Source organism: Brevibacterium sp. ACRRH (assembly GCF_022346365.1).
Lineage (GTDB): Bacteria > Actinomycetota > Actinomycetes > Actinomycetales > Brevibacteriaceae > Brevibacterium > Brevibacterium paucivorans.
The window spans coordinates 141,061-164,463 of record NZ_JAKRMN010000004.1 but is presented as its reverse complement, the minus strand read 5'-3'; the positions used below and the strand labels follow the sequence as shown (position 1 = coordinate 164,463).

Here is a 23,403-nt window from a genome sequence, read left to right as displayed (position 1 = left end):
CTCATCAAGTCACTGCGGTGAGCGCGTCCAATCGGAGAAGGGTCGAGGAGATGCTCGGCCTCAAGCGCGTCGGTCTTCACCCTCGATCCCGAAGGCCGTTGCAGTTTGGATGCAGCCGAGACCACGGTGCGAATGTCGCTGCCCTGCAAGGTTCTGGCCAAGCCATAACCGGTCGGGCCGGCTTCGTAGATGGCCACCGCTGGGCCGGGCAGGACCTTGATCCAGGCCAGCACTCGTACGCTCAGTAAACAAACGGGGCCTCCCACGTATGTCGGAAAGGCCAGACGGGCCGCTCCTGTCCGGCAACCCACGAATCGTTACGCGGTGAGGCCCCGGCCTGCCCGAGCCTCATCCCCGATCGGTGTCACCCATACCGTCTAGTTGACACCCATGAACATGTAGACCGTAGTGACCTTGCCCTGTTCATCACGGAACACGAGGTCGGCGCCACGGCCCACGGTCTCAGCGTTCGAGGCGAGCATCGACCAGCGCAACAGCGTCGCGTCACCTGACTGGATCTCCTGGTCGTACACGAAGCGAAGCCCCTTGCCTGCGATCATCTCCTCATGCACGCGACCGATGTGAGCGACGATCGCGTCGACGCCCTCGATGGTGATTCCGAGTGAAGAAACCGACATCTTCCCCTCTGGCGTCCAGACCTGTTCGATCACGGCCTTGCGGCGGTCGGCGTCGGGCTCGATCCAGGTACGCAGGTACTCGACGGCAAATCCGGTGGTGCTGTCTGCGGTCATGGCAGAGATCTCCTTGTCGGATAGATTGTTATGCTGACATTGTCAGCATAACACGTTCGTGGACAGCGTCAACATCACGGGTTAACCTGGATCCATGAGCCCTCGTGATTCCGCGCCGACCATCTCAGCGATCCTCTCGTCAGCCGATGAACTGCTGGAATCAGGAGGACCTGAGGCCGTCACGCTCAGAGCCGTAGGCGAAGCGGCGGGCGTCTCGCGCATGACGCCTTACCGCCACTTCACCGACAAGGCAGCCCTGATGCACGCTCTAGCAGAACGCACGCTAACCGAGATGGCTCAACGCATCCGCTTGGCCGCAGCCGAAGAGGACGATGCCCGCGCGAGGCTTCGCGCGGGTAGCATGGCCTACATCGAGCATGCCCTTGAGAATCCCCACCACTACCAGCTCATCTTCGGCGATGCGCCACTGACCCAGCCAAGCCCGGAGCTGGAGGCCGCAGCCGACGACGCTATGCACGCGATCGAAGAGATTGTCGGCGACGCGCAGGCCTCCGGCGCGCTCCGCAACGCACCGCGCCGAGAACTCGCGACAGTGCTCTGGGTGCTCCTCCACGGGCTCGCCGCTCTCCAGATCACCCGACATCTGCACGAACCACGCACCATCGACGGCGACCAGCACCTCGGCACCCTGCTTGATCTCGCGCTCGAACAGCTCAACCCGGCCACGCAGTAACTCCACGAGTTCGGCACCCCGTGGGGCCGCAAAAGTAGTTCAGTCCTAGTCTGCGCTTCTTTCGATTCCGAGCCTATCCGGTGCTTCTTGATGCGCGTGTCGCGAGAATTGCGCCATGCGGCCGGGTGGTGCGGTCGGTGTGTGTCTCGATGTGCGTGACGGTGAAGCCGGCCGCTTCCACTTTGGCGGTCAAGAGGTCGATTGGCCAGTAGTACGCCGTGGTGATCGCGTGTTCGAATGGTTCCAACTTCGGGCCAGTGAAGAAGCCGAGTGCGAGGCCACCGCCCGGGTGGATGCCCCGCGCAAATTCGGTGAGCGTGGTACTGATCTGCTCGGGGGCGGTATGGATAAGCGAGTACCAGGCGAGTATCCCGCCGAGCGAAGCGTCATCGACGCCGAGGGATTCGGCTTTACCGATCCGGTAGCGCACGCCGGGATAGGTTTCTCGCGCATTCTCGATGAACTCCGAAACTGGGTCGACGCCCTCGGTGTCGATTCCGAGGCCCACGAGGTAGTGCGTCCACTGGCCCGGGCCGCATCCCACGTCGAGCACCGGCCCCTTGATGTTGCGCGCCCATCGTTCTACGAGTGCCAAGTCCGGCGCGGCTGCATGCTCAATGCTCCCGAGTGCTTCGATGTACTCGGTTGCCCGATCACTGTAGGAGGTTCGGACGGATTCAACACGATCGGTCATGAGCACCACTTTCTCGCGGGTAGTTGAGGAGGGCCTGACGTTGCCGGTGGCAGACAGAGGAGAGGAGCGAGGCGCGTCCCGCACATGGCGCCGAAGAAGGAACTCTGGTATCGGCGTAGTTCCTTGTCGCGCTTTCACTAACCGACTTCACGTTCGTGAACGGATCGGACGGACGGTGAAGAACGCGAACCCGGTCAGGAACACCGCGTTCAGGGCGGTACCCACGAGCAGGGTCGAGATGGTGTGCCGGTCGGCCAGGCGTGGTCCACGACGACGAAACGGCCGTCACCAGTGCCGGGGGTGCTGGAGCGCGCCACAGCCTGGTTCAGAGCCAGAGGCTGAACGACGCACTCGGCTACACATTAAACCTAAATTCAACCACGTCTCCGTCGGCCATAACGTAGTCCTTGCCTTCCATGCGGACCTTGCCGGCCGCCTTCGCCTCGGCCATCGAACCCAGCTCATCCAGGTCCTCAAACGACACGATCTCAGCCTTAATAAAGCCCTTCTGGAAGTCCGTGTGAATGACGCCGGCCGCCTCGGGAGCGGTCCATCCCTTGCGGATAGTCCACGCACGCGCCTCCTTGGGGCCCGCCGTCAGATAGGTCTGCAAGCCCAGCGTATCGAACCCAACCCTGGCCAGCTTGTCCAAGCCAGGCTCGTCCTGACCGGTGGATTCGAGCATTTCGGCGGCCTCTTCAGGATCAAGCTCAATGAGCTCAGCTTCGAACTTCGCGTCCAAGAAAATCGCCTCGGCTGGCGCTACGAGTTCGCGCATCTTTGCCTGCATAGCTTCGTCGGCCAGTCCGTCCTCATCAGTGTTAAACACGTAGATGAACGGCTTGGCAGTCATGAGCTGCAGTTCCTTGAGCTGGTCGACATCGATACCAGCCTTCTCTGCCCCCTGAAACAGCGTGGTGCCACCTTCCAGCAGCTCCTTCGCCTGGTCCATTGCTGCAAGGACATCCGGCTCCACAGTCTTACGCTTCACCTCTTTTTCAATCCGAGGTCGTGCGTTCTCTAGAGTCTGCAAGTCCGCAAGGATAAGTTCGGTCGAAATCGTGTCCATGTCGCCAGCCGGGTCTTTCGAACCCTCTACGCGCGTCACATCCGGGTCGCTAAACGCGCGGGTCACCTGGCAAATCGCGTCAGCCTCGCGGATGTTGGCCAGGAACTTGTTCCCCAGCCCTTCACCCTCAGACGCACCCTTCACAATGCCCGCAATATCAACGAAGCTCACCGTTGCAGGCAGGATCTTCTCGGAGCCGAAGATCTCAGCCAACCGGTTCAGGCGCGGATCCGGGAGCGGAACCACACCCACGTTGGGGTCGATCGTCGCAAACGGGTAGTTCGCTGCGAGTACTTCAGCACGGGTCAAAGCGTTAAACATGGTCGACTTACCCACATTGGGGAGTCCCACAATTCCAATAGTTAAAGCCACGGGATATAAGTCTAGTCGGTTGCGAACGCTAGGTTCTACCGCACTGGTCCAGCGCCCTTGGTGCGATGGCCGCCAGCGCATACTTCCACGGGATTCTCTCCTGTTCCAAGCGCACGTTACCTTCCGCTCGCACCCGCGCTAACGCGCTCTCCTCCGAACTGGTCAACCCCACAACCGACCCGACATGTGGTTTCGGCTCCTCCACCCACAGGTCGCGGTGAGCCATGAGCGTTTCAACGTCCATGAGTATCGAAACCGCGCCCGGCACCTGTTTTCTAAACTTTGCGAGAATAGAGAACCCGTGGCTATCCAGGTCACCCCAGTACACCACGCGCGCAGCGTATAACCACGGAAGTCGCGCAAGCAGGTCCACCGAATAACCGCCACCATGAATCACAACAGCTCCTGCACACCTCGGCATCGACAGCACCGACTCCAAGTTCTCAAACACGAACACCGTCTCCGGCTCAATCTCCATGCGCGCTAACTCGTCAACGGGCGCCGTGACATCGCATAACGCATCGCACGGCGCTAGCTGAGGGTCCAAAAACCTCACGTGCAAACGAGGCTCCGATTCAAGAACTGAAACGGCATCTTCCCGTCCACACGCCTTCAACAAGGCCGTCACCACAGTTTTGTGCGTAGAAAACCACTTCGAGTCAACACCGCGAATAGGTAACTGCCGAGGTCGCAGCTGCCCCACTGGGTTGTTGCCTAACCAGGTGACGACTTCGAGGACCCGGCCGAAATTTTCGTCGCTTAAGCCCACGATGCGCTGTCCGTTCGCGCGTATGGCCCCAGCGACCGCAGCAGACTCCCCGCACACCTCTCGAATACGCGTAGCGCGGTCTTTCATCCGCCTAAAACGCGCCGCAGGTTCCCCACCAACAAAACTTGCAACGACCTCGGCGTTCTTCAACACAAACCGCACGGGCACACTTTGCCTACCTACCCGCGACCACGCACGTTCTTCCCACGTCACAGTCCCCGCAAATTCAGGGTTATCACTCACGTGACGCCACTGAACGACCCAGTCAATGGCCGCCTGCTGATCGACAATTGCTTGCTTTTCCGTAGGCGGGTGGAGCGCAAACTTGATAGGCGAAAACTTGTCAGGCGAAGCAGCCCACCCGGACATGTTCCGTTGAAGACGCTCTCGCAAAGTGGACCGCGTTTCCTCAACTCCGCGCATCGCTGTCCCCTGCCGCATGGCCCGACCAATCGATATCGGCAACCGTACTCAATTGCCTCGTGGGGTTATCAATTTCAGTCACTGCTCCCACATACGGCTCGATCGTCTGCAAAAGCTTCTGCGGAGTTGCCAACACCAAATGAAACCCAAACTCGACAAAAATATCCAGAGCCATCCGTGTGTACCTGGTATCTGCTTTATCGAACGCTTCGTCCAAGATCACGGTGCCGTACAGAGGCACATCGTCGTCACGCTGTGCAAGCTGATAACGCAACGCGGCCGCCAAACAAAACACAACCAACTTTTGCTGCTGGCCACCTGACATGGCTGCCCCAGAGTCGTACGTTGCTCTCACCGTGTCGTGTTCGTCGACCTCATCGGCCAGGAACTTCACATGCGTTCGCGTATCCAAACACTGTCGCCGCCACGCCGTGTCAACGTGCTCACCAGAGTCAAAGCGCCGCATGATCTCTGCCAACACCGCGTACTTGCTTTCTGCGGTCTGCATATCCTGGTCATCCCAACTACCGTCCACGATCGTGCGGAGCTGTCCCATGAAGTCTTCAACGACCGCGCTTCGTTGGGTTTTCACGCGCAAGTGCAAAAACCGGGCCTCATCGAATGGTTTCCGAGCCAAGGCCGAATTAATGGGCACGACCCGGTCTCTGATTTCGATGGGCGCGGACATGATTTCGTGCAGCAGCTCGCCCACCAAATCCCGTGAACGTTCCTGCAATAACTGCCTAAACCGAGTCTCATACGTAGGCAGCCCGTTCGTGAGGATTTCGTCCAGAATCCGCAAGAACCCCGCCCGGTCTTCCACCCCAGGCATCAAATCGCTGGCAACCGCTTCCCACCGTTCTTTAAATTCGGTCGTCAGTTGCGTGACTTGGTGGGAAGCCCGGTCAGCAGCATCCCGCGCTGTGTCCTTTTCTTTCTGTAGTGCTGTGGACACGCGTTGGCCCACCTCGTGAATGTTGTCCAAACGGATGGCCCGCTTTTCGCGTCGTAGCCGCTCTTCTAACCGTGTAGCCGTGTCTTCTGGCACATCTTCGAGTTCGCCTGCCGCAATCCGCGCCTGGATCTCCCTGGCTTTCTCTTCGCACAATTTCAGGTCACTTTCGGCCACGCGCACCTCGTGCCTCGTCTCCTCCGTGGCGCTCCTTGCGGCGTCGTAAGCCGCCTTCGCTTTCTGCTCTGCTTGCACTGCCCGGCTGAGAGTCTCGTCTCCCGAGGTGAGAGTCGCCAAGCGCTGTTCGATCGAGTCGACGTTTTTCTGGCTTGAAATGGTGTCGTATTCCGCCCACGACCCGTCAAGGATGCTTTCAAGGCGACCCCGCCGAATATTGCGTTCCTGTTCTTGCCGGTTGGCGGTGTCCACAACCTCTTGGGCTGCGTTGAGTTCCTCCTGCGCTTCTTTCAGTCGGTCTGCGAGCGCGGAGAGTTTACCTGCTCGGTCGCCCAGCACCCAGTGGCTACGGTCGTTGATGCCCCGGCGGTCATCTTTTTCGTAACGTGTAGCCGAGGTTTTCATCTGCCCGCGGATCGTGACTGCCCGTGAGTGGTCCCCCATGCCGTCAGGGGTTTCTACGCACACGTAGTTGTAGCGCACAGAAAGTGCCCACGAAACCCACGCGCCTACTGCTGAGTCTGCTATTTCGATGCGGTTGATGAGCGAGTCGCGGTGAAGCACCGGCTGTGGTCGTTCAATGCCGTCAGCAACTTCTTCGTAGACGAGTCGGCCGTGTATTTCGTTGTTATCTACCCACTCACGCACCGCTGGGAGATACTGGCTCCGCACCAGCATGGTGAGCGCAAACGGGCGTAGCACCCGCTCAATCGCGCCTGTCCATTCTTTAAAGTCTGGTTTCACTTCAATGAGTTCCGCCGCAAACGGCATCGACTCGGCGGGAATTCCTACACGGGTTGCAATGGCTTGGCGCACACGTTGCAAGTTGTCTGGAACTGTTGAACCGGACTGTCGGAGCGTGCGTATCTGGGCCTCGATTTCACGCACGTCACGCCTCGCTTTTGCAAGCCGGTCATTGTCTTCGTAAGACGCACCTACCGACTGCTCTTGAGACTTGGTTTCGGCAGCAATTTCCGTGTGGAGTTCAGCAAACTCTTCTGCGGTCTGTGGCATGCGCGTAATCCCAACCGACTGCAGTTGCGATTCGAATCGACGTCGCCGGTTTTCAACCGCATTGTGATTGTTCCTGGCAGCGTCCAGCCTGTCCTGCAACACTTCAACTTGTGAACCGCCGCTTTTTCTAACAACCCGTGAAGCCGTATCAAGTTCTGACGCCGCTCTACTTTCTTCCGCGCGATTCTCTTCGAGTTGTGCTCCCTTCTGCGCGAGCGTGCGCCGTAGGTGCTGTTGCTGATCGTTCAGCATTGTAAGTTCGCGCCGCTTTAAGAACGGGCTGAGTAGATCGTTCAGAGTGTTGAGATCAACGTGTTTGGCCCAGCAGGTGTCGTACTGTTCCGAGGCGGTACGCAGTTTGAGAAGAAGGTCCCGCTGTTTCCGCAGTTCGACAACGTGCGCGTGCGCGTCCCGCAGGTCACCAAACTGTTGAACGGCCGTGTCAGCAATTGCGAACGTGTCCGGCACAGGCAACATGAAATCGCGAAACAACCGGTCGAGGTTGTCGAGGCTTTTTGCTGACTGTGTCCTGTGGAGGAGTTGCAGGGCAGTTTCGTTTTCGATCCCGAACGTGCGGCGCAACCGGGCATAAAACTTCCCGTGTGTGCCATTGGAAGTGACCATTGCGGCGGGGTGATCGGCTTTGAGTTTTTTGGTTTCCAACCCACCGGCCGCGTACTTTTGCAGGTCAGTCAGCTCAAGCTCAGCCTCTTCAAGGACGCAAATATCGCCGAGGTCGCGCGCACTGACGCTGGACCCTTTGAGGAAGAAAAGGCGGGCTAGGCTCAGGGTCTTGCCCTCACCGTCGTGAAAGCGCAACACGATCCCGCTCCACGTAGAACCAGGGCGCAAATACTTACTTACCACCCGGTCCTGGTCGTCATCCGTGACTCTGGTCCACGCACCTCGGACGTAGCTGACCAAACTGCGTTGATCGGTACGCGAGGTTGACCCTTGTGCCGCCAAGTTAAATCGCAGCCATTTGTCCGGTGTGAGCACACACGCGATCGCATCTAGCAGGGAAGACTTTCCCGACCCCGAAGGTCCAGTTATCAGGTGACCTTTGCGCGCAATATTGACAATGGAGATCTGTTTGTCGAACGTTCCCCAATTGGCAAGTTGCACTTGAGCCAGCCGCCACTGTCTGGGATCCGTGTGCTCACTCACTGTGCATCACCTTGCTCTTTTGACTTCTGATTTTCACGAGCGATTCGTTTATACGTCTGAGTGAGTTCTTGTACCCGGTCTTCGTCAACGAGGAAACGTACGATCGGCGAAATCTCATAGCGGTCCTCACTCGCCTTGTGCAGCACGCGCACAGTGTTGATCATCCGCCTCCACGAAGCGTTCAGATTTCGCTGAAAGGTTGTTTCGTCACCTGTCCGGAAGACTGAAAGCTGTTCGTAGATTTCGCTCTGATCAACGATCACTCGGCGAACACCTTGCGCTGCCAGCAACCGTTGGCGCAACGCTAGGAGCATGGCAGTGTCAAGAAACTTGAGGCTTTCAGTTCGTAGTGCGACCGGAACTTTGATCTCATTGGTCACAACCTGTCGGGTGAACGCAAACGAAGCACTGTGGTCGATCACAAGGTCGAGAAACACATCGTTCAAACGCGACCTAATCAATCCTTCATCTGCCACCAAAGCCGCCCACAGCTGAGGTTTTTGTTCCCCTGAAACGTAGGGCCCCTTCAACAGTTCGAGAAGCACCCGGCGAGTGTCGAACGCCAGCTGTCCTTCGTCGCCATTCCACAGACCACCGTCTGATGCGTCTTCGCTCATGCACGGATCCTTTCGGTAAAGCGCCAACGCGCGACAGTGGCAGCGCGCGCCACGTCATCCAATCCAACCCACTCCAGAGAATCACTCTCACCCGGCACACACTCACCATGGTTGACCGCCAAGGACACCAACCCAACCACGCTGGCAACCCCCTGGGTGGCCGGAAACTGGGCTAACACCTCGGCGACGGTCACTGGACCGCTTTCATCCACAGCCGCATTGACATTGCCAACGAGTTCAACGATATCGATTTCAGACTCACGGGCCAGCGCAACCAAAGCTCGGTAGTCGACCTCAGCAGCCTCAGCGACACCGAGTTCGTCGCCAGTGATGTACTCGTCAGGATCGTGTAGCTGAATGTCACCCACACTCGTCATGCGCACTGAAGGGAGCTCAAGCGTGATGCCTATGTCCGTCGTTGGTTTGCACACGTCCGTAATGCTTGCGGCCTGCGACATCGCCTCCCTGGTGAGAGCCAGAAGCACCCGGTCTGTTTGAAACTCACGCGAAAACACGTAGTTGCGCAAGCCTCGCGCGAACTCCGACAATGTTTGTTGAACGTCCCGCGCCCCAGTCTTCATGTGCCGCATGAGTAAACGCAGAGCTTGCCGTTCATCCCGGTTAAGTTGTTCTGCGAAGTCCCTGTCCAAAATGCGCGAAATGTCTTCGTCAAAGGACGCGGCATGCTCAGGTTCGCGCAACAACTTCGCAAAGGCTGCGAATGTCCGGCCTTCATCGGATGACGCGATCAAGTCGACACCACGAAAAATCTCGTCAAGGACCCTCGACTGCGACTCGTCAGACTCCAGGATTGAGACCCGCAATTCGTGGTTGAGTTCCTCAAACCGCGCTCGAACACGCGCGAAGTCACCGGGGAGGCCTGCTGCCTGTTGAAGAATATCGCTCACACGTTCACGCGCCATGCGGTCGTCGAGCATCGCCTCGTCGCCGTTCCCTTGCTGAATCAGCTCGATCTGCCGGTCAATCCGGCGTTTTTCTGCTTCTAGCTGGGCAAGCCGGCGTGATTGGTCTGGGTCGGTTTCAAGTGCCAGGTTGTGAACGGCTTGCGACAGGCTCCTGAGCCGCGACTGTGTTGTGGTTTGAGGAGGCGTTCTCAGCTGGTCAAGAATGCGGATAGCGTCAAATCCGGCTGCAGACAGTTCGTAGATTTCGCCACGAACGGCTGTTGCTGGACGTCGCACTAGAATGCCTTTTCGTCGCCAGTCGTCGCAGAACGCTTTTCCGCGCTTGTCACCCGTATCAAAGTAATCGCGAAGCTCTTCAAGGTCTGATTCGATTCGTTCGTGCAGTTCGTCCGTGGGCATCACGGCCCCTGGTTTCCCGAGGTGTGTGCCCAGGATGGTCGCCATGATTGGTAGGTTGTCGGCCCGGAGCATTGACAACGCACTATCGGACTCCATGAGGCGTTTAAACGCCAGAGCAGAGCTAAGCGCAGGCATAGTGACAGTATTGCAAATCGGGGACGGTCATGAGCCGGATTTCTAATGTCTTGACTGTTAGTTAGACACAGTCTCTTTTTCGTGACAATGACACAATCAGAGCATGGTCACTTCTGCCATTCGTGAGCGTATCGCGCAACAGCTTCGCACGCACAAGGACACACTTCTTCCGGTCATCATTGACTATGTGCGCAAAGAGTGTCCGCTCTACATCGATGTCACGGACAAGGAGATAGAAGAGTCGCTAGAACAAAACATCGAAATGTGCATCCGTGCAGGAGTGACTCGTACCGGAAACTCGGACTCGCACTTTCTTAACTGGGCACAGATTTCACGTTCCCGCTTCGAAAAATCGGTGCCCATGGAAGAGATTTTTCAGACCTATCGCTTCAGCATCGAGCTCATCGTCGCTGAGTTAATCGTTCTGCTCAACGATTCCGGTTGCACCGCAAGCGAACAGACATCTGCAATCACCCAAGTTTGGAAGTCCGCCAATGCGTATACGGTCAAACTCGCTCAGGTATACAACCATCATCAGCACATGCAAGCCTCACAAGACCAAGCGCAGAAAGCGATACTTTTTGACGCAATCAAGAACGGCACCCCACTGGACAGGCAGTCCCATCAAGCTGCAGACTTCTTCCAACTCAATGAGCGCACACTTTACAGCTACTTCATCGTGGCAATCCCTAAGAATTCAACGCTACCGGCGCATGAGGTTTTAAGGACCTTAGAGTCACGACTGACCAACGGACGCGGACTATGCATGGCAACCAGATCAACCATCGAAGGGTTCTCCACCGACTCCGTCTCTTTTCCGCACACAAGTATCGCAATTGGCCCGCCACGCAGCCTGAATGAGCTCCACTACTCCTACAACATGGCACATCAGATATCCCGCACGTCCGTGGGTCAAAAAATAGGAACACACTTCATCTCGGATGTAGGCTGGCGCGTCGCCGTTCTCTCACACCCCGAGGTGCTCCTCCCCTACAAAGAGAAATATGTAGCTCCGCTGGAACGCTCAGGCGCAGACGTTTCGACACTTCTTACATCGCTTGAGGCTTATCTCATCAACGATGCACATGCGACAGATGCCGCACGCGTCTTGCACTGTCACCCAAACACACTCAGGTATCGGATCGCGCGCTTTGAGGAATTAACTTCGTGCTCAGTCGATCACTCTGAAACCCGCGTTGAGCTCGCCTGGCTGTTCGAAGCGTTAAAAGTACACGAACTTCACCAGTTGTCATGACGCACAAACACCGCCTGTAAGTTTTGTGCGCCGGAACAAGGTTTACAGGCGAAGCGACTCCTAGCATTGAGACAACGTTGATGTAGACGGTCGATTGCAAAGGAGCAACCGTGAAATCACTTTCTCGAAGCCTCAACATACTCGTTGAAAAATACTTACCGAGCGCATTCCTTTTCGCCCTCATCCTGACAATCATTGCAGCCGCAATGGGGGTGTTCTTGGGCGGATCGAGCCCCCTTGAAGTTGCCGACATGTGGTACGCCGGCTTCTGGAAGTTCCTCGAATTCGGCATGCAAATGGTTGTCGTTCTTGTCACCGGGTATGCCCTAGCCAAGGCTCCTTTAGTCAATCGACTGCTAGCCAGGTTCGCCACTATCCCAAAAACACAGCTCACTGCCCTCACTGTCGTAATGATTGTTTCCGGTGTCCTCGGAATCATCAGTTGGGGGCTCGGGTTCGTAGGCGGAACTATCATCGCGATTGAAGTCGCCAAGCGCACAAGAGAAGCGGACTTCCGACTTCTCGTGGCATCTTCATACTCAGCGGTAATTGCAACCCAACCCATGTCATTGGCGCTCACTGCTCCTCTCCTCGTCAACACGCCGGGTCACCCGCTCGAAGAGAAAATTGGCCTCATCCCTGTCACGGAAACAATCTTTAGCCCCACCATGCTTTTGGTGTCGATCTTGGGCTTTATTGGTATCTATGCAGGCTTTGCTTTCATGGCCCCAAAGCCTGATGAGGTTGTTCCTCTTAGTGGTGAAATATCCGAACCGGCTGAGGAAGCGAAGCCCCAAACCGTAGCCGAAAAGATCGACAACAGCATCATCGTCAACACCATTGTTGTCATCTTTGGAATCATCGCAATCAGCCTTTATTTCATCGCGAACGGCTTCAACCTCGAACTCAACATCATGAACTTCATCTTCCTCATGGTTGGAATTGGCTTACATGGCAGCCCGGCAAAGTACGCTAAGTGCATCACTGAAGGCATCCCTGCTGCTTCCGGAATTGTCCTCCAGTTCCCGTTCTATGCAGGCATCATCGGGATCATGGCTGGCTCTGGCCTCATCGTCATGATCGGTCAGTGGTTCGCTTCCATCTCCACCGAAGCGACGTTCCCACTTTTCACATACATCGCCGCGATGATCGTCAACGTCTTTGTTCCATCTGCCGGTGGCCAGTGGCAGGTTCAAGGGCCGGTCATGATTGAAGCTATCCAAAACATGAACATTAACCCTGCCACCATTGTGAACGCCGTTTCCGTTGGTGACATGACAACCAACCTGTTGCAACCGTTCTTTGTGCTCCCCACTTTGGGTCTAGCAAAACTGGGCCTCAAGGACATTTGGGGATACTGCATGACCGCAATGCTCATTTTGATGGTCATTTCCGGAACAATTTTCCTCCTCGTACCCGTTCTAGGATGGTGATACACGTGACCGAAAACATCCCGACCCATTTCTGGTCCCCCACCCAGGAATCCATTGACCAGAGCCACCTCGCGCGCTTCACACGGTTCATCAACGACTCATACGACGCTGCCGTCGACCTCGGCGACTACCAGGCACTGCACACGTGGACGGTTGAGCACAGCGACCGCTTTTGGTCAGCTGTGTGGGACTATTTCGACGTTCGCGGGCAACGCTTCGATGCACCCGTTTCGCATACCGTCAGTGACACAGAAACCACGTGGTTCAGCGGATCACAGATCAACTACGCTGAAAACATTCTTCGCTGGGCCCACGAACGCCCCGATTCTCCCGCACTCATTGGGCTCCACGAAACCGCGCAACGCGAAGAGATCAGTTGGAAAGAGCTCGTTGGCCAGGTAGGCGCGCTCGCACAGCATTTCCGCGCCCGAGGTGTCCGTCCAGGTGACGTTGTTTGCGCAGTTCTGCCGAATATCCCGCAAACGGTCGTCGCTCTCCTTGCCACCGCATCCGTTGGCGCGATCTGGACCGTGGTCAATACAGACTTTGGTACCCACGGAGTCAAAGAACGCTTTGAACAACTCCAGCCAAAAGTGCTCCTCACAACCGACAGTGTTCACTTCGGCGGAAAACTCGTTGACAAAACATCGCAGCTCCCTGAACTTCTTGAAGCACTGCCTACTGTTGAACATCACGTGCTCGTCGACACAGACGTAGACAGTGGCACAACATTGCCAGCAGCCTCTGCACGTTTAAGCGACATCCTCACGTCACCCCAAGAACCAGACTTCACCCGCGTGGAGTTCAACTCGCCCTTGTGGGTTCTCTATTCTTCTGGAACAACGGGCAAGCCAAAAGGAATCGTGCACTCCCACGGTGGTGTCGTGCTTGAGTCACTAAAAGCGAACGCACTTCAATACGATGTCCGCCCCGGTGACCGTACACACTTTGCTGCGTCGACCACGTGGGTCATCTGGAACATGATGATCGCGACACTCTTCGTGGGAGCAACCGTCGTCACCTACGACGGCTCTCCTGCCCACCCACATGCTCTTCAACATCTGAAGATCGTGTCTGAGGAGCAAGTTTCTTTCTTTGGCACGGGTGCCGCCGTTTTAACCATGGGAGAAAAGTCTGGCCTGTCTGATGCTCACGACTGGGACTTCTCGCATTTGCGGTTCGTCCTCTCTAGCGGTTCGGCACTCCCACCTACAACGTGGAACTGGCTCCGGGAACAGATCGGAACGGACTTCCATTTGGGTTCCGACTCCGGAGGCACCGATATCGCCACCGGCATCATTGGTTCAAACCCGTGGGACGTACAAAACATCGGGGAACTGCAAGGCCCGTATCTGGGTGTTGACGCGCGCTCCATTGGACCTGACCAGGAAACCATCATTGATGAAGTTGGCGAGCTCATTATTGCCAACCGGATTCCGAGTATGCCCATCTACTTGTGGGGCGACACCGACCGTTCCCGCTACACCGAAACCTACTTCTCCACCTACAAAGGAATTTGGCGCCAAGGAGACTGGGTAACAAACACCTCGGCGGGAGGGTGGATTGTGCACGGCCGCTCAGACTCGACCATCAACCGTGGCGGAGTGCGCATGGGGTCTGCTGATATCTGCCGAGTTGTCGACGAGGTCGACGGAGTCACGTCCTCCATGGTCATTGGCGCAGAACTCAAGAACGGCGGCTACTACATGCCCCTGTTCGTCGTCACAACGCGTGATGAGGCTGAACACGACGCGCTAGAAAAAGAAATTGTGGCTGCGATCCGGCAAAAGGTGTCTCCGCGATATGTGCCCGACGCCGTCATCTTTGCACCAGACGTCCCCCTCACACGGACCGGAAAGCTCATGGAGGTACCAGTCAAGCGCCTATTCCAAGGAGCCTCCCCGGACTCGCTGAACCGCACGGCAAGTCAGAACCCCGAGGTGCTCGACTGGTATTCGGAGCAAGCTACCAAGTTCGCGCAATCGGAGGACTGATATACAGACTGGAAATCAAAAACTGTGTCAGTGCCTCATGACACAGTGAGAACATGAGCATTTCAGTTGTCGCCGTTGTATTTGGGGCACTCACTGTGGGCCTCGTTGCTGGGGCCGTGTTGGGTCTTTTAGCTGGGTCAGCACGGGCACGGTCACGTTACTCTGTTGAACTTGCACAAGCTCAAACAAAAACAGAGCTACTCACCGAACGGACCGCCAACCTCGAGGCTGACGCAGCTATCGCCGCTGAGCTCACCGCCGCTGTTGGTCCACTCGCCGCGAGCGTACGTGATCTCAAAGCCCACATGCACCAACAAGACCACGAACGTATCGACCAGATCGCTCGGCTGTCGGAAAACATCACGTCACTGACCCAACAAAACGCTCAACTCCACGCATCAACCGCACAACTTTCAAACGCGCTACACTCCACGTCCGCACGAGGCGACTGGGGCGAAGTGCAGCTCAAACGCATCGTCGAATACTCCGGCCTGCTCCCCCACGTCGACTTCGACACCCAAGTCACCACCCAACACGGCCGCCCCGACATGGTCGTCCACCTACCCGGCGGAGGCACCATCGTCGTCGACGCGAAAGTCCCACTTTCCTCCCGGCTTGGCGAGGGCAATAGCGAGTCAGCCAAACGGCACGCTCAAGCACTCTTACGACACGTCGACGCACTCGCCAGCAAAACCTACTGGAAATCCTTCGACCAATCCCCCGAATTCGTCGTGTGCTTCATCCCCACCGACGGCCTCCTCTCACACGCCGCAACCACCTACCCGGCCCTCATCGAACAAGCACTCAGCAAGAACGTCGTCATCGCCTCACCATCAACCCTGCTCGTCCTCCTCAAAACAGTTGCTCTCAATTGGCGCCACTACAACATCTCCACCTCTGCGGCCCAAGTCCTCAAGCTAGGCACCGAACTCTACGAACGCACCGGACTACTCACCGACCGACTCACCAAACTCGGCACCGCACTCGACCGCGCCACCCAGGAATACAACAACTTTATCGGCTCATTCGAAAACAGATTCCTCGTCACCGCCCGCAAACTCACCCACACCGGCATCACCACCACACAACTCGACGAACTCAACAGCATCACCACGTCCACGCGCAACATCACCGCACAAGAACTCGCCTACCCCACCATCCCAGAAACCCTTCCGCAACACCGCGACACCGGCACCTGACCCGCCACCAACTCGCTACCTCGCCAACCTCACTACCCACACACAAAAAGGGCGCCTCCGAAACCTCGGAGGCGCCCCACAAATAAACTCAGAACTATTCAGACTCAGTTCCAGAAGACGTACGCGAACCCAGCTCCGCGTCCAAACGCAACAAGCCATTACCATCGTCACCAGCCAACACCAGCTGGTCAACGATCTCACCCACCGTTGCCTCTTCCTCAATCTGCTCATTCAAGAACCAGTTCAACAACGGACGCGAATCCAAATCACCCTGCGCATCAGCCGCACGATACAACTCACGAATCGCCTCGCTCACCTTCTCCTCGTGCGCCAACGCAGCCTTGAAAATATCCACCGGCTTCACATCAGCAGCCACCTTAGGCGCCGGAATGTCACCAATTTGCGCATGACCACCACGGTCAACCACATGATCAATGAACTTATTCGCGTGCACAATCTCCTCATCGGCCTGCGCACGCAACCACTGCGCCATACCCGGGAAGCTCTGCGCATCAGCAACAACCGCCAACTGGCGGTACGTCATCGACGCCTCAAACTCCAACGTAATCTGCTCGTTAAACTTCGCTTCCAACGCATCAGCAAGCTTCATGCTTCCTCCTCAAACTCAAAACCCAAGACAGCCACACGACACCGCGTGCTTAGCGCAAGTCGTGCTCGCGGTTTGCCCCATTCTTCTTATTCGACGTGTTCTCACCAGCCGCCTTCAAATCAGCACGCAACTCACGAGGCAAACTAAACATCAAGTCCTCCTCAGCAGTACGCACCTCATCAACCTCGGCATACCCGTACTCAGCCAAAAGCTCCAACACGCTCTTCACCAACAAGTCCGGGACACTCGCACCACTCGTCACACCAACAGTGGCCACACCGTTAAACCAGTCCTCGTCAATCTCACGCGCAAAATCCACGCGATACGACGCCTTCGCCCCATGCTCCAAAGCAACCTCAACAAGCCGCTTGGTATTCGACGAATTATTCGACCCCACCACAATCACCAAGTCACACTGTGGCGCGATCTTCTTCACCGCCACCTGACGGTTCTGAGTCGCATAACAAATGTCATCACTAGGCGGATCAATCAACTGCGGAAAACGCTCACGCAGAATCGACACCGTCTCCATCGTCTCGTCAACACTCAACGTGGTCTGCGAAATCCACACCAGCTTCTCCGGATCACCCAGATCAACCTCACGCGCCTCAGCCGGGTTCTGCACCAGCACAATCGACTCCGGTGCCTCACCCATGGTGCCTTCGACCTCTTCGTGGCCTTCGTGCCCCACCAACAGAATGGTGTACCCCTGCTTAGCAAACCGCACGGCTTCCCGGTGTACCTTCGTCACCAACGGGCACGTCGCATCAATCGTCTTCAAGTCCCGCGCCGCGGCTTCCTCATGCACTGCCGGCGAAACACCATGCGCAGAAAACACCACCCGCTCACCCTGCGGAACCTGCTCAGTCTCATCCACGAAAATCGCGCCGCGTTCAGTCAACGTCTCAACCACGTGACGGTTGTGCACAATCTCCTTGCGCACATACACCGGTGCACCATAGTGCTCCAGCGCCCGCTCCACAGCAATCACAGCCCGGTCAACACCAGCACAGTATCCGCGCGGTGCTGCCAGAAGAACCTTCTTCTCACCATCAGGCTGTTCAATCTCATCAGGCGCTTTACGAGTTCTGGGCATTGACGGCATTGGCATAGTTACAGTAGACACATAACCATTCTAAGAAACCCCGGCACCAAGAGCCAGGTTAAACTGCCCACACACGAACATTCACACCACGAACGGACGAGTCATGGCCCCACGGATCAGCGGCACACCCGGCACAGTCGGTGCTGAACCTTCCCCCAACCTGCCCGCCACCGCGCTCGAAACCACCCCCGAAAACCCGTGGCCCGTCTCGCTTCTTAGCCAAAACATCAAGAACTACATCGACCGCATGTCCGTCGTGTGGGTCGAAGGCCAAATCATCGAATTCAACCCCCGCGGACGCGCCTCATACCTCACCATCCGCGACCTCAACGACCAAGTCTCACTACCCGTCCAAGTGTTCTCCGACGTCCTCGACAGACTCGAAACCCCCATCAAAGCCGGCGACCACGTGGTCGTACAGCTCAAAGCAAACTTCTGGCTCAAAGCCGGTCGCCTGTCCATGCAAGCCCGCGACATCCGGCACGTTGGCCTCGGCGAACTCCTTGCCCGCCTCGAACGCCTCAAACGCATGCTGGCCTCAGAGGGCCTCTTCGACCCCGCGCTCAAGAAACCTATCCCGTTCCTACCCACCAAAATCGGGCTCATCACCGGCCGTAACTCCGACGCCGAGAAAGACGTCATCCGCAACGCCACCCTGCGCTGGCCGTCCGTTCAATTCGACATCATTAACACCGCTGTCCAAGGCACTGGCGCTGTCACCCAAGTGATCGCCGCTCTCGAAGAACTTGACGCTCACCAAGACGTTGATGTCATTATCATCGCCCGAGGTGGTGGCAGCTTAGAGGACCTCCTCCCCTTTTCGAATGAGTCCCTCATCCGAGCCGTCGCAGCCGCACGCACCCCAGTCGTTTCGGCGATTGGTCACGAAGCTGACCACCCAATCCTTGACGAAGTCGCAGACCTCCGAGCCTCCACCCCCACAGATGCCGCCAAACGCGTCGTTCCCGACTTCCACCAAGAAGTCATGGGCATCATGCATGCCCGAGCCGTCCTCACCGGCACCCTGGAACGCTTCATCACCAACGAACAACGGGGCCTCGACAGTGTCCGGAGCCGCCCCGTACTGGCTAATCCGCACACCATGATCACCACCCGGGCTGACGAAATCGCCGACTGGCGCACACGCGCCACCTCACTTGCCATGAGGGCTCTCCACCACGGGGAAGCCACCATCGAGCACTTGCGCACCCAGGTTCGCGCCCTCAGCCCGCTCAACACGTTAGCCCGCGGTTACGCGATCGTGCAGGACACCTCGGGCACAGCAGTGCGCAACACCAACGACCTCAACGCTGGCGACAAACTCACCGTCACAGTAGAACACGGCACCTTCGACGCCACCGTCACAACAATCCACCCACAACGGCCAGACACACCCCAACCAAAGGACACACCATGACCAACATCAACGAAATGAGCTACGAACAGGCTCGCGAAGAACTCATGAACACGGTCAAGGCTCTAGAAGCCGGCAACCTCAACCTCGAAGAATCCCTAACCCTGTGGAAACGCGGCGAACAACTCGCTGACCGGTGCCAAGCGTGGCTCGACAGCGCACGCGACGCACTCGACAAAGCCCAGGCCAAACAATCCGGCGAAAACGAAACTAACTCAGAGCAAGAAACAGAGTAAGCTCAACGAACCGCGCAAGCCGCGCACACGTCACCTAGTGTTTCTCTAGAGCACGTTTCACAAACATGTCAACAGACTCACCTGTTGCAACCGCCTGAACCACAAACCAGGTCCCATTAGCCTGACCCACGAACGCTTGTTCACGGTTCTTGCCCTCGTACGTTGTGAAGTTCACGCCTTGGATATTCTGCTCGCCAACAGGGGCGAATTCCTTGACAAATGACTTCGCCCAGTCTTCGTCAGCCTGAGCCTGGCGAATCGACAACCACTGATCGTCCGGCCCCACATATGATGCGTACCACGTCTGAACCGACGGCTCACCCATTGGCGCCAGTCGGGCCTCGTTTGAGTGCCAGTCCTGCGGTGTTTCAAACCACGCAACCGGCCACTCAACTGCATCATCGGCCGTCTTACCAATACCCTCAGCATCCACCTTTCGAATGGGGTCGCCTTTAGGCTGAGGCGCGATCATCAGCGCCAGCACCATGATGAGAACACACGCCAATAACGCGATCACCATGTTCATCCAGTTGGCTTCCAACCGGATTTTCCGCATTTCTGCGCGCGATCCAGGCTGAGGTTGGGCAGATTTTTCAGTCACCCCAGTATTGTGCCCACACTGTGTACAACTGACAAACGCACCCTGATAAACCTCCTCAGCCAACGTTCTCTTATACCCACCACAAACTGAAGCGTCGTTAGTGGCACAATGAAGGTATGACAGAGCTGAACGCGTCACAAGAAAAGGCTCACCACAATGGCGGGCGTGCAGAAACCGAACCCGTTGCTGTGACCGACGAATGGTCCCAGCGACTCCGTATCGAAGAAGGCGAACCCGATCGTAACCTCGCGCTCGAACTCGTTCGCGTGACCGAGGCGGCAGCAATTGCCGCTGGTCCGTGGGCTGGCCGCGGTGAAAAGCTCGCCGCTGACGGGGCTGCCGTAGCAGCAATGCGCAACGTGATCTCGACTGTTCGCATGGACGGCACCGTCGTCATTGGTGAAGGTGAAAAAGACGAAGCCCCCATGCTGTTTAACGGCGAAAAAGTCGGTGACGGCACAGGCGCTCACGTTGACGTCGCCGTTGACCCCATCGACGGAACCACCCTGACCGCTAAAGGTATGCCCGGCGCAATCGCCGTGATGGCTGTTTCCGAAGGCGGCTCCATGTACGACCCATCTGCCGTGTTCTACATGGAGAAGCTGGTCGCCGGCGCCCAGTACGCCGACGTTGTTGACCTGCGCCTGCCCGTAGGCGAAAACATCCGTCGCGTCGCCAAGATTAAAGGTAGCGCCAAGGACGCCTCGGCCGTCACTGTCGTTATTCTGGACCGCCCACGCCACAAGGAACTCATCCAAGAAGTCCGTGACGCTGGCGCGCGCATCAAACTGATCTCAGACGGTGACGTCGCCGGTGCAATCGCAGCGTGCCGCCCCAACACCGGAACCGACCTCCTCATGGGAATTGGTGGAACCCCAGAAGGCATCATCACCGCATGCGCAGTAAAAGCCATGGGCGGGGTTATCCAAGGACGCCTGTGGCCACAGTCTGACGAAGAACGCCAAGGCGCAATCGACGCAGGTCTTGCACTGGACACCGTCCTCTCCACCGACGACCTGGTCAAGAGCGACAACTCGTACTTCGTCGCAACGGGTATCACTACCGGCGACCTGCTCGACGGTGTGCGCTACGAAGGCCAGCACGTCATGACCCACTCACTGGTCATGCGTTCCAAGTCAGGCACCGTGCGCAACGTGTACGCCGAACACCGCGTTGAAAAGACCCACTCATACGAAGAAGCTGCCCGCGAAGCAGCCCGCAGGGGTCTCGTTTAATGCCGAACTCTCGCGCATACGCCACCCCACAAGCTGCGTTCGACCGTCTCATTGACGGAAACAAACGCTTTGTGGCCGACACCCCTGAACACGCCCAGCAAGACTCCACGAGGCGTCGCGAACTGCGCACAATTCAGCTCCCCTACTCGACCCTGTTCGGTTGTTCTGACTCTCGTGTCGCAGCTGAACTGATCTTCGACGTTGGTCTAGGTGAAATGTTCGTGGTTCGCACCGCCGGGCAGGTGACCGATTCGGTCACCATCGGCAGCCTGGAATACGGCGTCGAACAACTGGGAACACCTCTTGTGATTGTTCTGGGGCACGACTCGTGTGGCGCCGTCACCGCGTCCGTCGACGCCTACCAAAACGGAACGTTCCCCGGCGGTTTCGTCGACGACGTCGTATCCAACATCCTTCCCGCCGTCGCCCGCGCCCACTCAAAAGGCAAGAACGACATCGGGTCAGCTGTGGAGCAAAACACCGTCGACACGGTGGAACGCCTCTACGCACGTTCCTACACCATCCGAAAAGCAGTAAACGAAGGCCGTACCGCACTCGTGGGGCTCACCTACGCCCTGGCGGACGGAAAAGTGAATGTTGTTGCCGTTCGCGGCGACCTCAACACCGACAGCAAGGAGACACAGTGAGCCAAGAATTCCGCATTGAACACGACACCATGGGCGAAGTGAAGGTCCCCGTCAACGCCCTGTACCGTGCTCAAACCCAGCGCGCAGTTGAAAACTTCCCCATCTCTGGCAAACCACTCGAAGCTGCCAACATCGCCGCCCTGGGGCACGTGAAGAAAGCGTGCGCACGCGCCAACAACGACCTCGGCGTTCTTGACGACACCCGCGCTAAGGCGATCATCGCCGCTGCCGAGGAAGTCATCGCCGGGACCCACAACGGCGAATTCCCCATCGACGTGTTCCAGACCGGTTCAGGCACCTCGTCGAACATGAACACCAACGAGGTCATCGCGACCCTGGCCAACCGCACTCTTGAAGGCCAGGACAGCGAAATCCACCCCAACGACCACGTCAACGCGTCGCAGTCGTCCAACGACGTCTACCCCACCTCGGTACACGTGGCCGTCACCCAGGCACTGGTCAACGACTTGGTTCCTGCCATGGACCACCTGGCGAGCGCGCTGGAAGAAAAGGCCACCGAGTTCCGCAACATCGTCAAGGCCGGCCGCACCCACCTCATGGACGCCACCCCAGTGACCCTGGGGCAGGAGTTCTCCGGTTACGCAGCACAGGTTCGCAACGGAATTGAGCGCATCGAATCCTCGCTTCCGCGTGTGGCTGAAGTTCCTATGGGTGGAACCGCAACCGGTACCGGTATCAACACGCCTCAGGGCTTCCCTCAGGCCGTTGTGAAGTACCTGGCTGAACAGACCGGCCTGCCTATCACGGAAGCACGCAACCACTTCGAAGCACAGGCCAACCGCGACGGTCTTGTCGAAGCATCCGGCCAGCTGCGCAACATCGCGTACTCGTACATGAAGATCAACAACGACATCCGGTGGATGGGTTCGGGCCCCAACACGGGTCTGGGTGAACTGCACATTCCTGACCTGCAGCCTGGTTCGTCGATCATGCCCGGTAAGGTCAACCCGGTCATTTGTGAAGCGGTCACGCAGGTGTGTGCGCAGGTCATCGGTAACGACACCACCGTGTCGCTGTCCTCGACCAACGGGGCTTTCGAACTCAACGTGGGTATTCCGGTCATGGCATCGAACCTGCTTGAGTCGATCCGCCTGTTGGCTAACTCCAGCCGTGTCATGGCAGACAAGATGATCAAGGGGCTAGAGGCCAACGAAGAACGTTGTCGCTTCCTCGCAGAGGCTTCGCCTTCGATCGTGACCCCGCTGAACAAGGTGATCGGTTACGAAGCCGCCGCCAAGATCGCTAAGCACGCCGTCAACAACAAGATGACCGTGAAGGAAGCAACGGTGGCGCTGGGCTACGTAGAAAACGGCACCATCACGGAAGAGGACCTGGACAAGGCGCTTGACGTGACCACCATGCTGGGTGAGTTCAACCGCTAAGAAGCGTCCAGGTCGTAGAAAGCCTGGCGCCCAAAGAAATACCCGAGGTGTCCTGCAGTTTCGCAGGACACCTCGGGTATTTCTGTGGTATCAAGACCCTCATCAGCAACC

At 57.4% G+C, this 23,403-nt stretch carries 20 protein-coding genes; 10 read left to right on the top strand and 10 right to left on the bottom strand.

What is annotated here, in order from left to right:
* Window positions 1-377: 377 nt before the first annotated feature.
* The gene (locus MHX53_RS05565; protein ID WP_239271533.1) at window positions 378-752 is read right to left on the bottom strand and encodes a hypothetical protein; all 375 of its coding nucleotides are present in this window, start codon (window positions 750-752) and stop codon (window positions 378-380) included.
* A 94-nt stretch (window positions 753-846) separates the two neighbouring features.
* Between MHX53_RS05565 and MHX53_RS05560 the strand changes: the two genes are divergently transcribed.
* Window positions 847-1,446: a TetR/AcrR family transcriptional regulator gene (locus MHX53_RS05560; RefSeq protein ID WP_102237624.1), complete on the top strand. Its 600-nt coding sequence runs from the start codon at window positions 847-849 to the stop codon at window positions 1,444-1,446.
* A gap of 73 nt (window positions 1,447-1,519) precedes the next feature.
* On the opposite strand, the gene MHX53_RS05555 is transcribed toward MHX53_RS05560, so the two are convergent.
* The 6 genes from MHX53_RS05555 to MHX53_RS05530 form a co-directional block, all read right to left on the bottom strand.
* The gene (locus MHX53_RS05555) at window positions 1,520-2,278 is read right to left on the bottom strand and encodes a class I SAM-dependent methyltransferase (RefSeq protein ID WP_239271532.1); all 759 of its coding nucleotides are present in this window, start codon (window positions 2,276-2,278) and stop codon (window positions 1,520-1,522) included.
* A 217-nt stretch (window positions 2,279-2,495) separates the two neighbouring features.
* Window positions 2,496-3,581 (bottom strand): redox-regulated ATPase YchF, encoded by a 1,086-nt coding sequence (gene ychF / locus MHX53_RS05550; RefSeq protein WP_239271531.1) that lies wholly within the window; start codon window positions 3,579-3,581, stop codon window positions 2,496-2,498.
* A 28-nt stretch (window positions 3,582-3,609) separates the two neighbouring features.
* On the bottom strand, window positions 3,610-4,773 hold the full coding sequence (locus tag MHX53_RS05545) for a Wadjet anti-phage system protein JetD domain-containing protein (RefSeq protein ID WP_275433595.1): 1,164 nt from the start codon (window positions 4,771-4,773) through the stop codon (window positions 3,610-3,612).
* Window positions 4,760-8,083, bottom strand: a complete 3,324-nt coding sequence (locus MHX53_RS05540; protein ID WP_239271529.1) for an SbcC/MukB-like Walker B domain-containing protein — start codon at window positions 8,081-8,083, stop codon at window positions 4,760-4,762. Before MHX53_RS05540 ends, MHX53_RS05545 begins: the two co-directional genes overlap by 14 nt.
* Window positions 8,080-8,700 carry a DUF4194 domain-containing protein gene (locus tag MHX53_RS05535; RefSeq protein ID WP_239271528.1) on the bottom strand — a complete coding sequence of 207 codons (621 nt, stop codon included), beginning with the start codon at window positions 8,698-8,700 and terminating at the stop codon, window positions 8,080-8,082. The genes MHX53_RS05540 and MHX53_RS05535 overlap by 4 nt, the downstream gene beginning before the upstream one ends.
* The gene (locus tag MHX53_RS05530) at window positions 8,697-10,160 is read right to left on the bottom strand and encodes a DUF3375 domain-containing protein (protein ID WP_102237618.1); all 1,464 of its coding nucleotides are present in this window, start codon (window positions 10,158-10,160) and stop codon (window positions 8,697-8,699) included. Before MHX53_RS05530 ends, MHX53_RS05535 begins: the two co-directional genes overlap by 4 nt.
* Window positions 10,161-10,263: 103 nt before the next feature.
* On the opposite strand from MHX53_RS05530, the gene MHX53_RS05525 reads away from it, so the two are divergent.
* The 4 genes from MHX53_RS05525 (at window position 10,264) to MHX53_RS05510 (ending at window position 16,041) form a co-directional block, all read left to right on the top strand.
* Window positions 10,264-11,415 carry a helix-turn-helix domain-containing protein gene (locus tag MHX53_RS05525; protein WP_239271527.1) on the top strand — a complete coding sequence of 384 codons (1,152 nt, stop codon included), beginning with the start codon at window positions 10,264-10,266 and terminating at the stop codon, window positions 11,413-11,415.
* Window positions 11,416-11,525: 110 nt separating this feature from the next.
* The gene (locus MHX53_RS05520; protein ID WP_239271526.1) at window positions 11,526-12,848 is read left to right on the top strand and encodes a TIGR00366 family protein; all 1,323 of its coding nucleotides are present in this window, start codon (window positions 11,526-11,528) and stop codon (window positions 12,846-12,848) included.
* A 5-nt stretch (window positions 12,849-12,853) separates the two neighbouring features.
* A complete protein-coding gene (locus tag MHX53_RS05515) occupies window positions 12,854-14,842 on the top strand; it encodes an acetoacetate--CoA ligase (RefSeq protein ID WP_239271525.1) in 1,989 nt (662 codons plus the stop codon).
* Between the two features lie 53 nt (window positions 14,843-14,895).
* Entirely contained in the window at window positions 14,896-16,041 is a 1,146-nt protein-coding gene (locus tag MHX53_RS05510; RefSeq protein ID WP_239271524.1) for a DNA recombination protein RmuC, read from the top strand.
* Window positions 16,042-16,135: 94 nt separating this feature from the next.
* On the opposite strand, the gene MHX53_RS05505 is transcribed toward MHX53_RS05510, so the two are convergent.
* Together MHX53_RS05505 and MHX53_RS05500 are read right to left on the bottom strand one after the other, a co-directional pair.
* Complete coding sequence (locus MHX53_RS05505) at window positions 16,136-16,651, bottom strand: ferritin (RefSeq protein ID WP_102237616.1); 516 nt, start codon at window positions 16,649-16,651, stop codon at window positions 16,136-16,138.
* Between the two features lie 49 nt (window positions 16,652-16,700).
* Complete coding sequence (locus tag MHX53_RS05500; RefSeq protein ID WP_102237615.1) at window positions 16,701-17,756, bottom strand: 4-hydroxy-3-methylbut-2-enyl diphosphate reductase; 1,056 nt, start codon at window positions 17,754-17,756, stop codon at window positions 16,701-16,703.
* Between the two features lie 103 nt (window positions 17,757-17,859).
* On the opposite strand from MHX53_RS05500, the gene xseA reads away from it, so the two are divergent.
* Both xseA and MHX53_RS05490 read left to right on the top strand, forming a co-directional pair.
* On the top strand, window positions 17,860-19,173 hold the full coding sequence (gene xseA, locus MHX53_RS05495) for an exodeoxyribonuclease VII large subunit (RefSeq protein ID WP_239271523.1): 1,314 nt from the start codon (window positions 17,860-17,862) through the stop codon (window positions 19,171-19,173).
* Complete coding sequence (locus tag MHX53_RS05490) at window positions 19,170-19,406, top strand: exodeoxyribonuclease VII small subunit (RefSeq protein ID WP_239271522.1); 237 nt, start codon at window positions 19,170-19,172, stop codon at window positions 19,404-19,406. Before xseA ends, MHX53_RS05490 begins: the two co-directional genes overlap by 4 nt.
* A gap of 34 nt (window positions 19,407-19,440) precedes the next feature.
* Here MHX53_RS05490 and MHX53_RS05485 read toward each other — a convergent pair whose 3' ends face one another.
* Window positions 19,441-20,007 (bottom strand): DUF4245 family protein, encoded by a 567-nt coding sequence (locus MHX53_RS05485; RefSeq protein ID WP_239271521.1) that lies wholly within the window; start codon window positions 20,005-20,007, stop codon window positions 19,441-19,443.
* Window positions 20,008-20,123: 116 nt separating this feature from the next.
* Here MHX53_RS05485 and glpX point away from each other — a divergent pair, with 116 nt between their 5' ends.
* Genes glpX through MHX53_RS05470 form a run of 3 tightly spaced genes read left to right on the top strand, consistent with a single transcriptional unit; the run spans window position 20,124 to window position 23,292 of the window.
* Window positions 20,124-21,242, top strand: coding sequence for a class II fructose-bisphosphatase (gene glpX, locus MHX53_RS05480; RefSeq protein ID WP_239271520.1), 1,119 nt, complete (start codon window positions 20,124-20,126; stop codon window positions 21,240-21,242).
* Complete coding sequence (locus MHX53_RS05475) at window positions 21,242-21,889, top strand: carbonic anhydrase (RefSeq protein ID WP_239271519.1); 648 nt, start codon at window positions 21,242-21,244, stop codon at window positions 21,887-21,889. The genes glpX and MHX53_RS05475 overlap by 1 nt, the downstream gene beginning before the upstream one ends.
* Entirely contained in the window at window positions 21,886-23,292 is a 1,407-nt protein-coding gene (locus tag MHX53_RS05470; RefSeq protein ID WP_102237610.1) for a class II fumarate hydratase, read from the top strand. Before MHX53_RS05475 ends, MHX53_RS05470 begins: the two co-directional genes overlap by 4 nt.
* The last annotated feature ends 111 nt before the right edge of the window (window positions 23,293-23,403 follow it).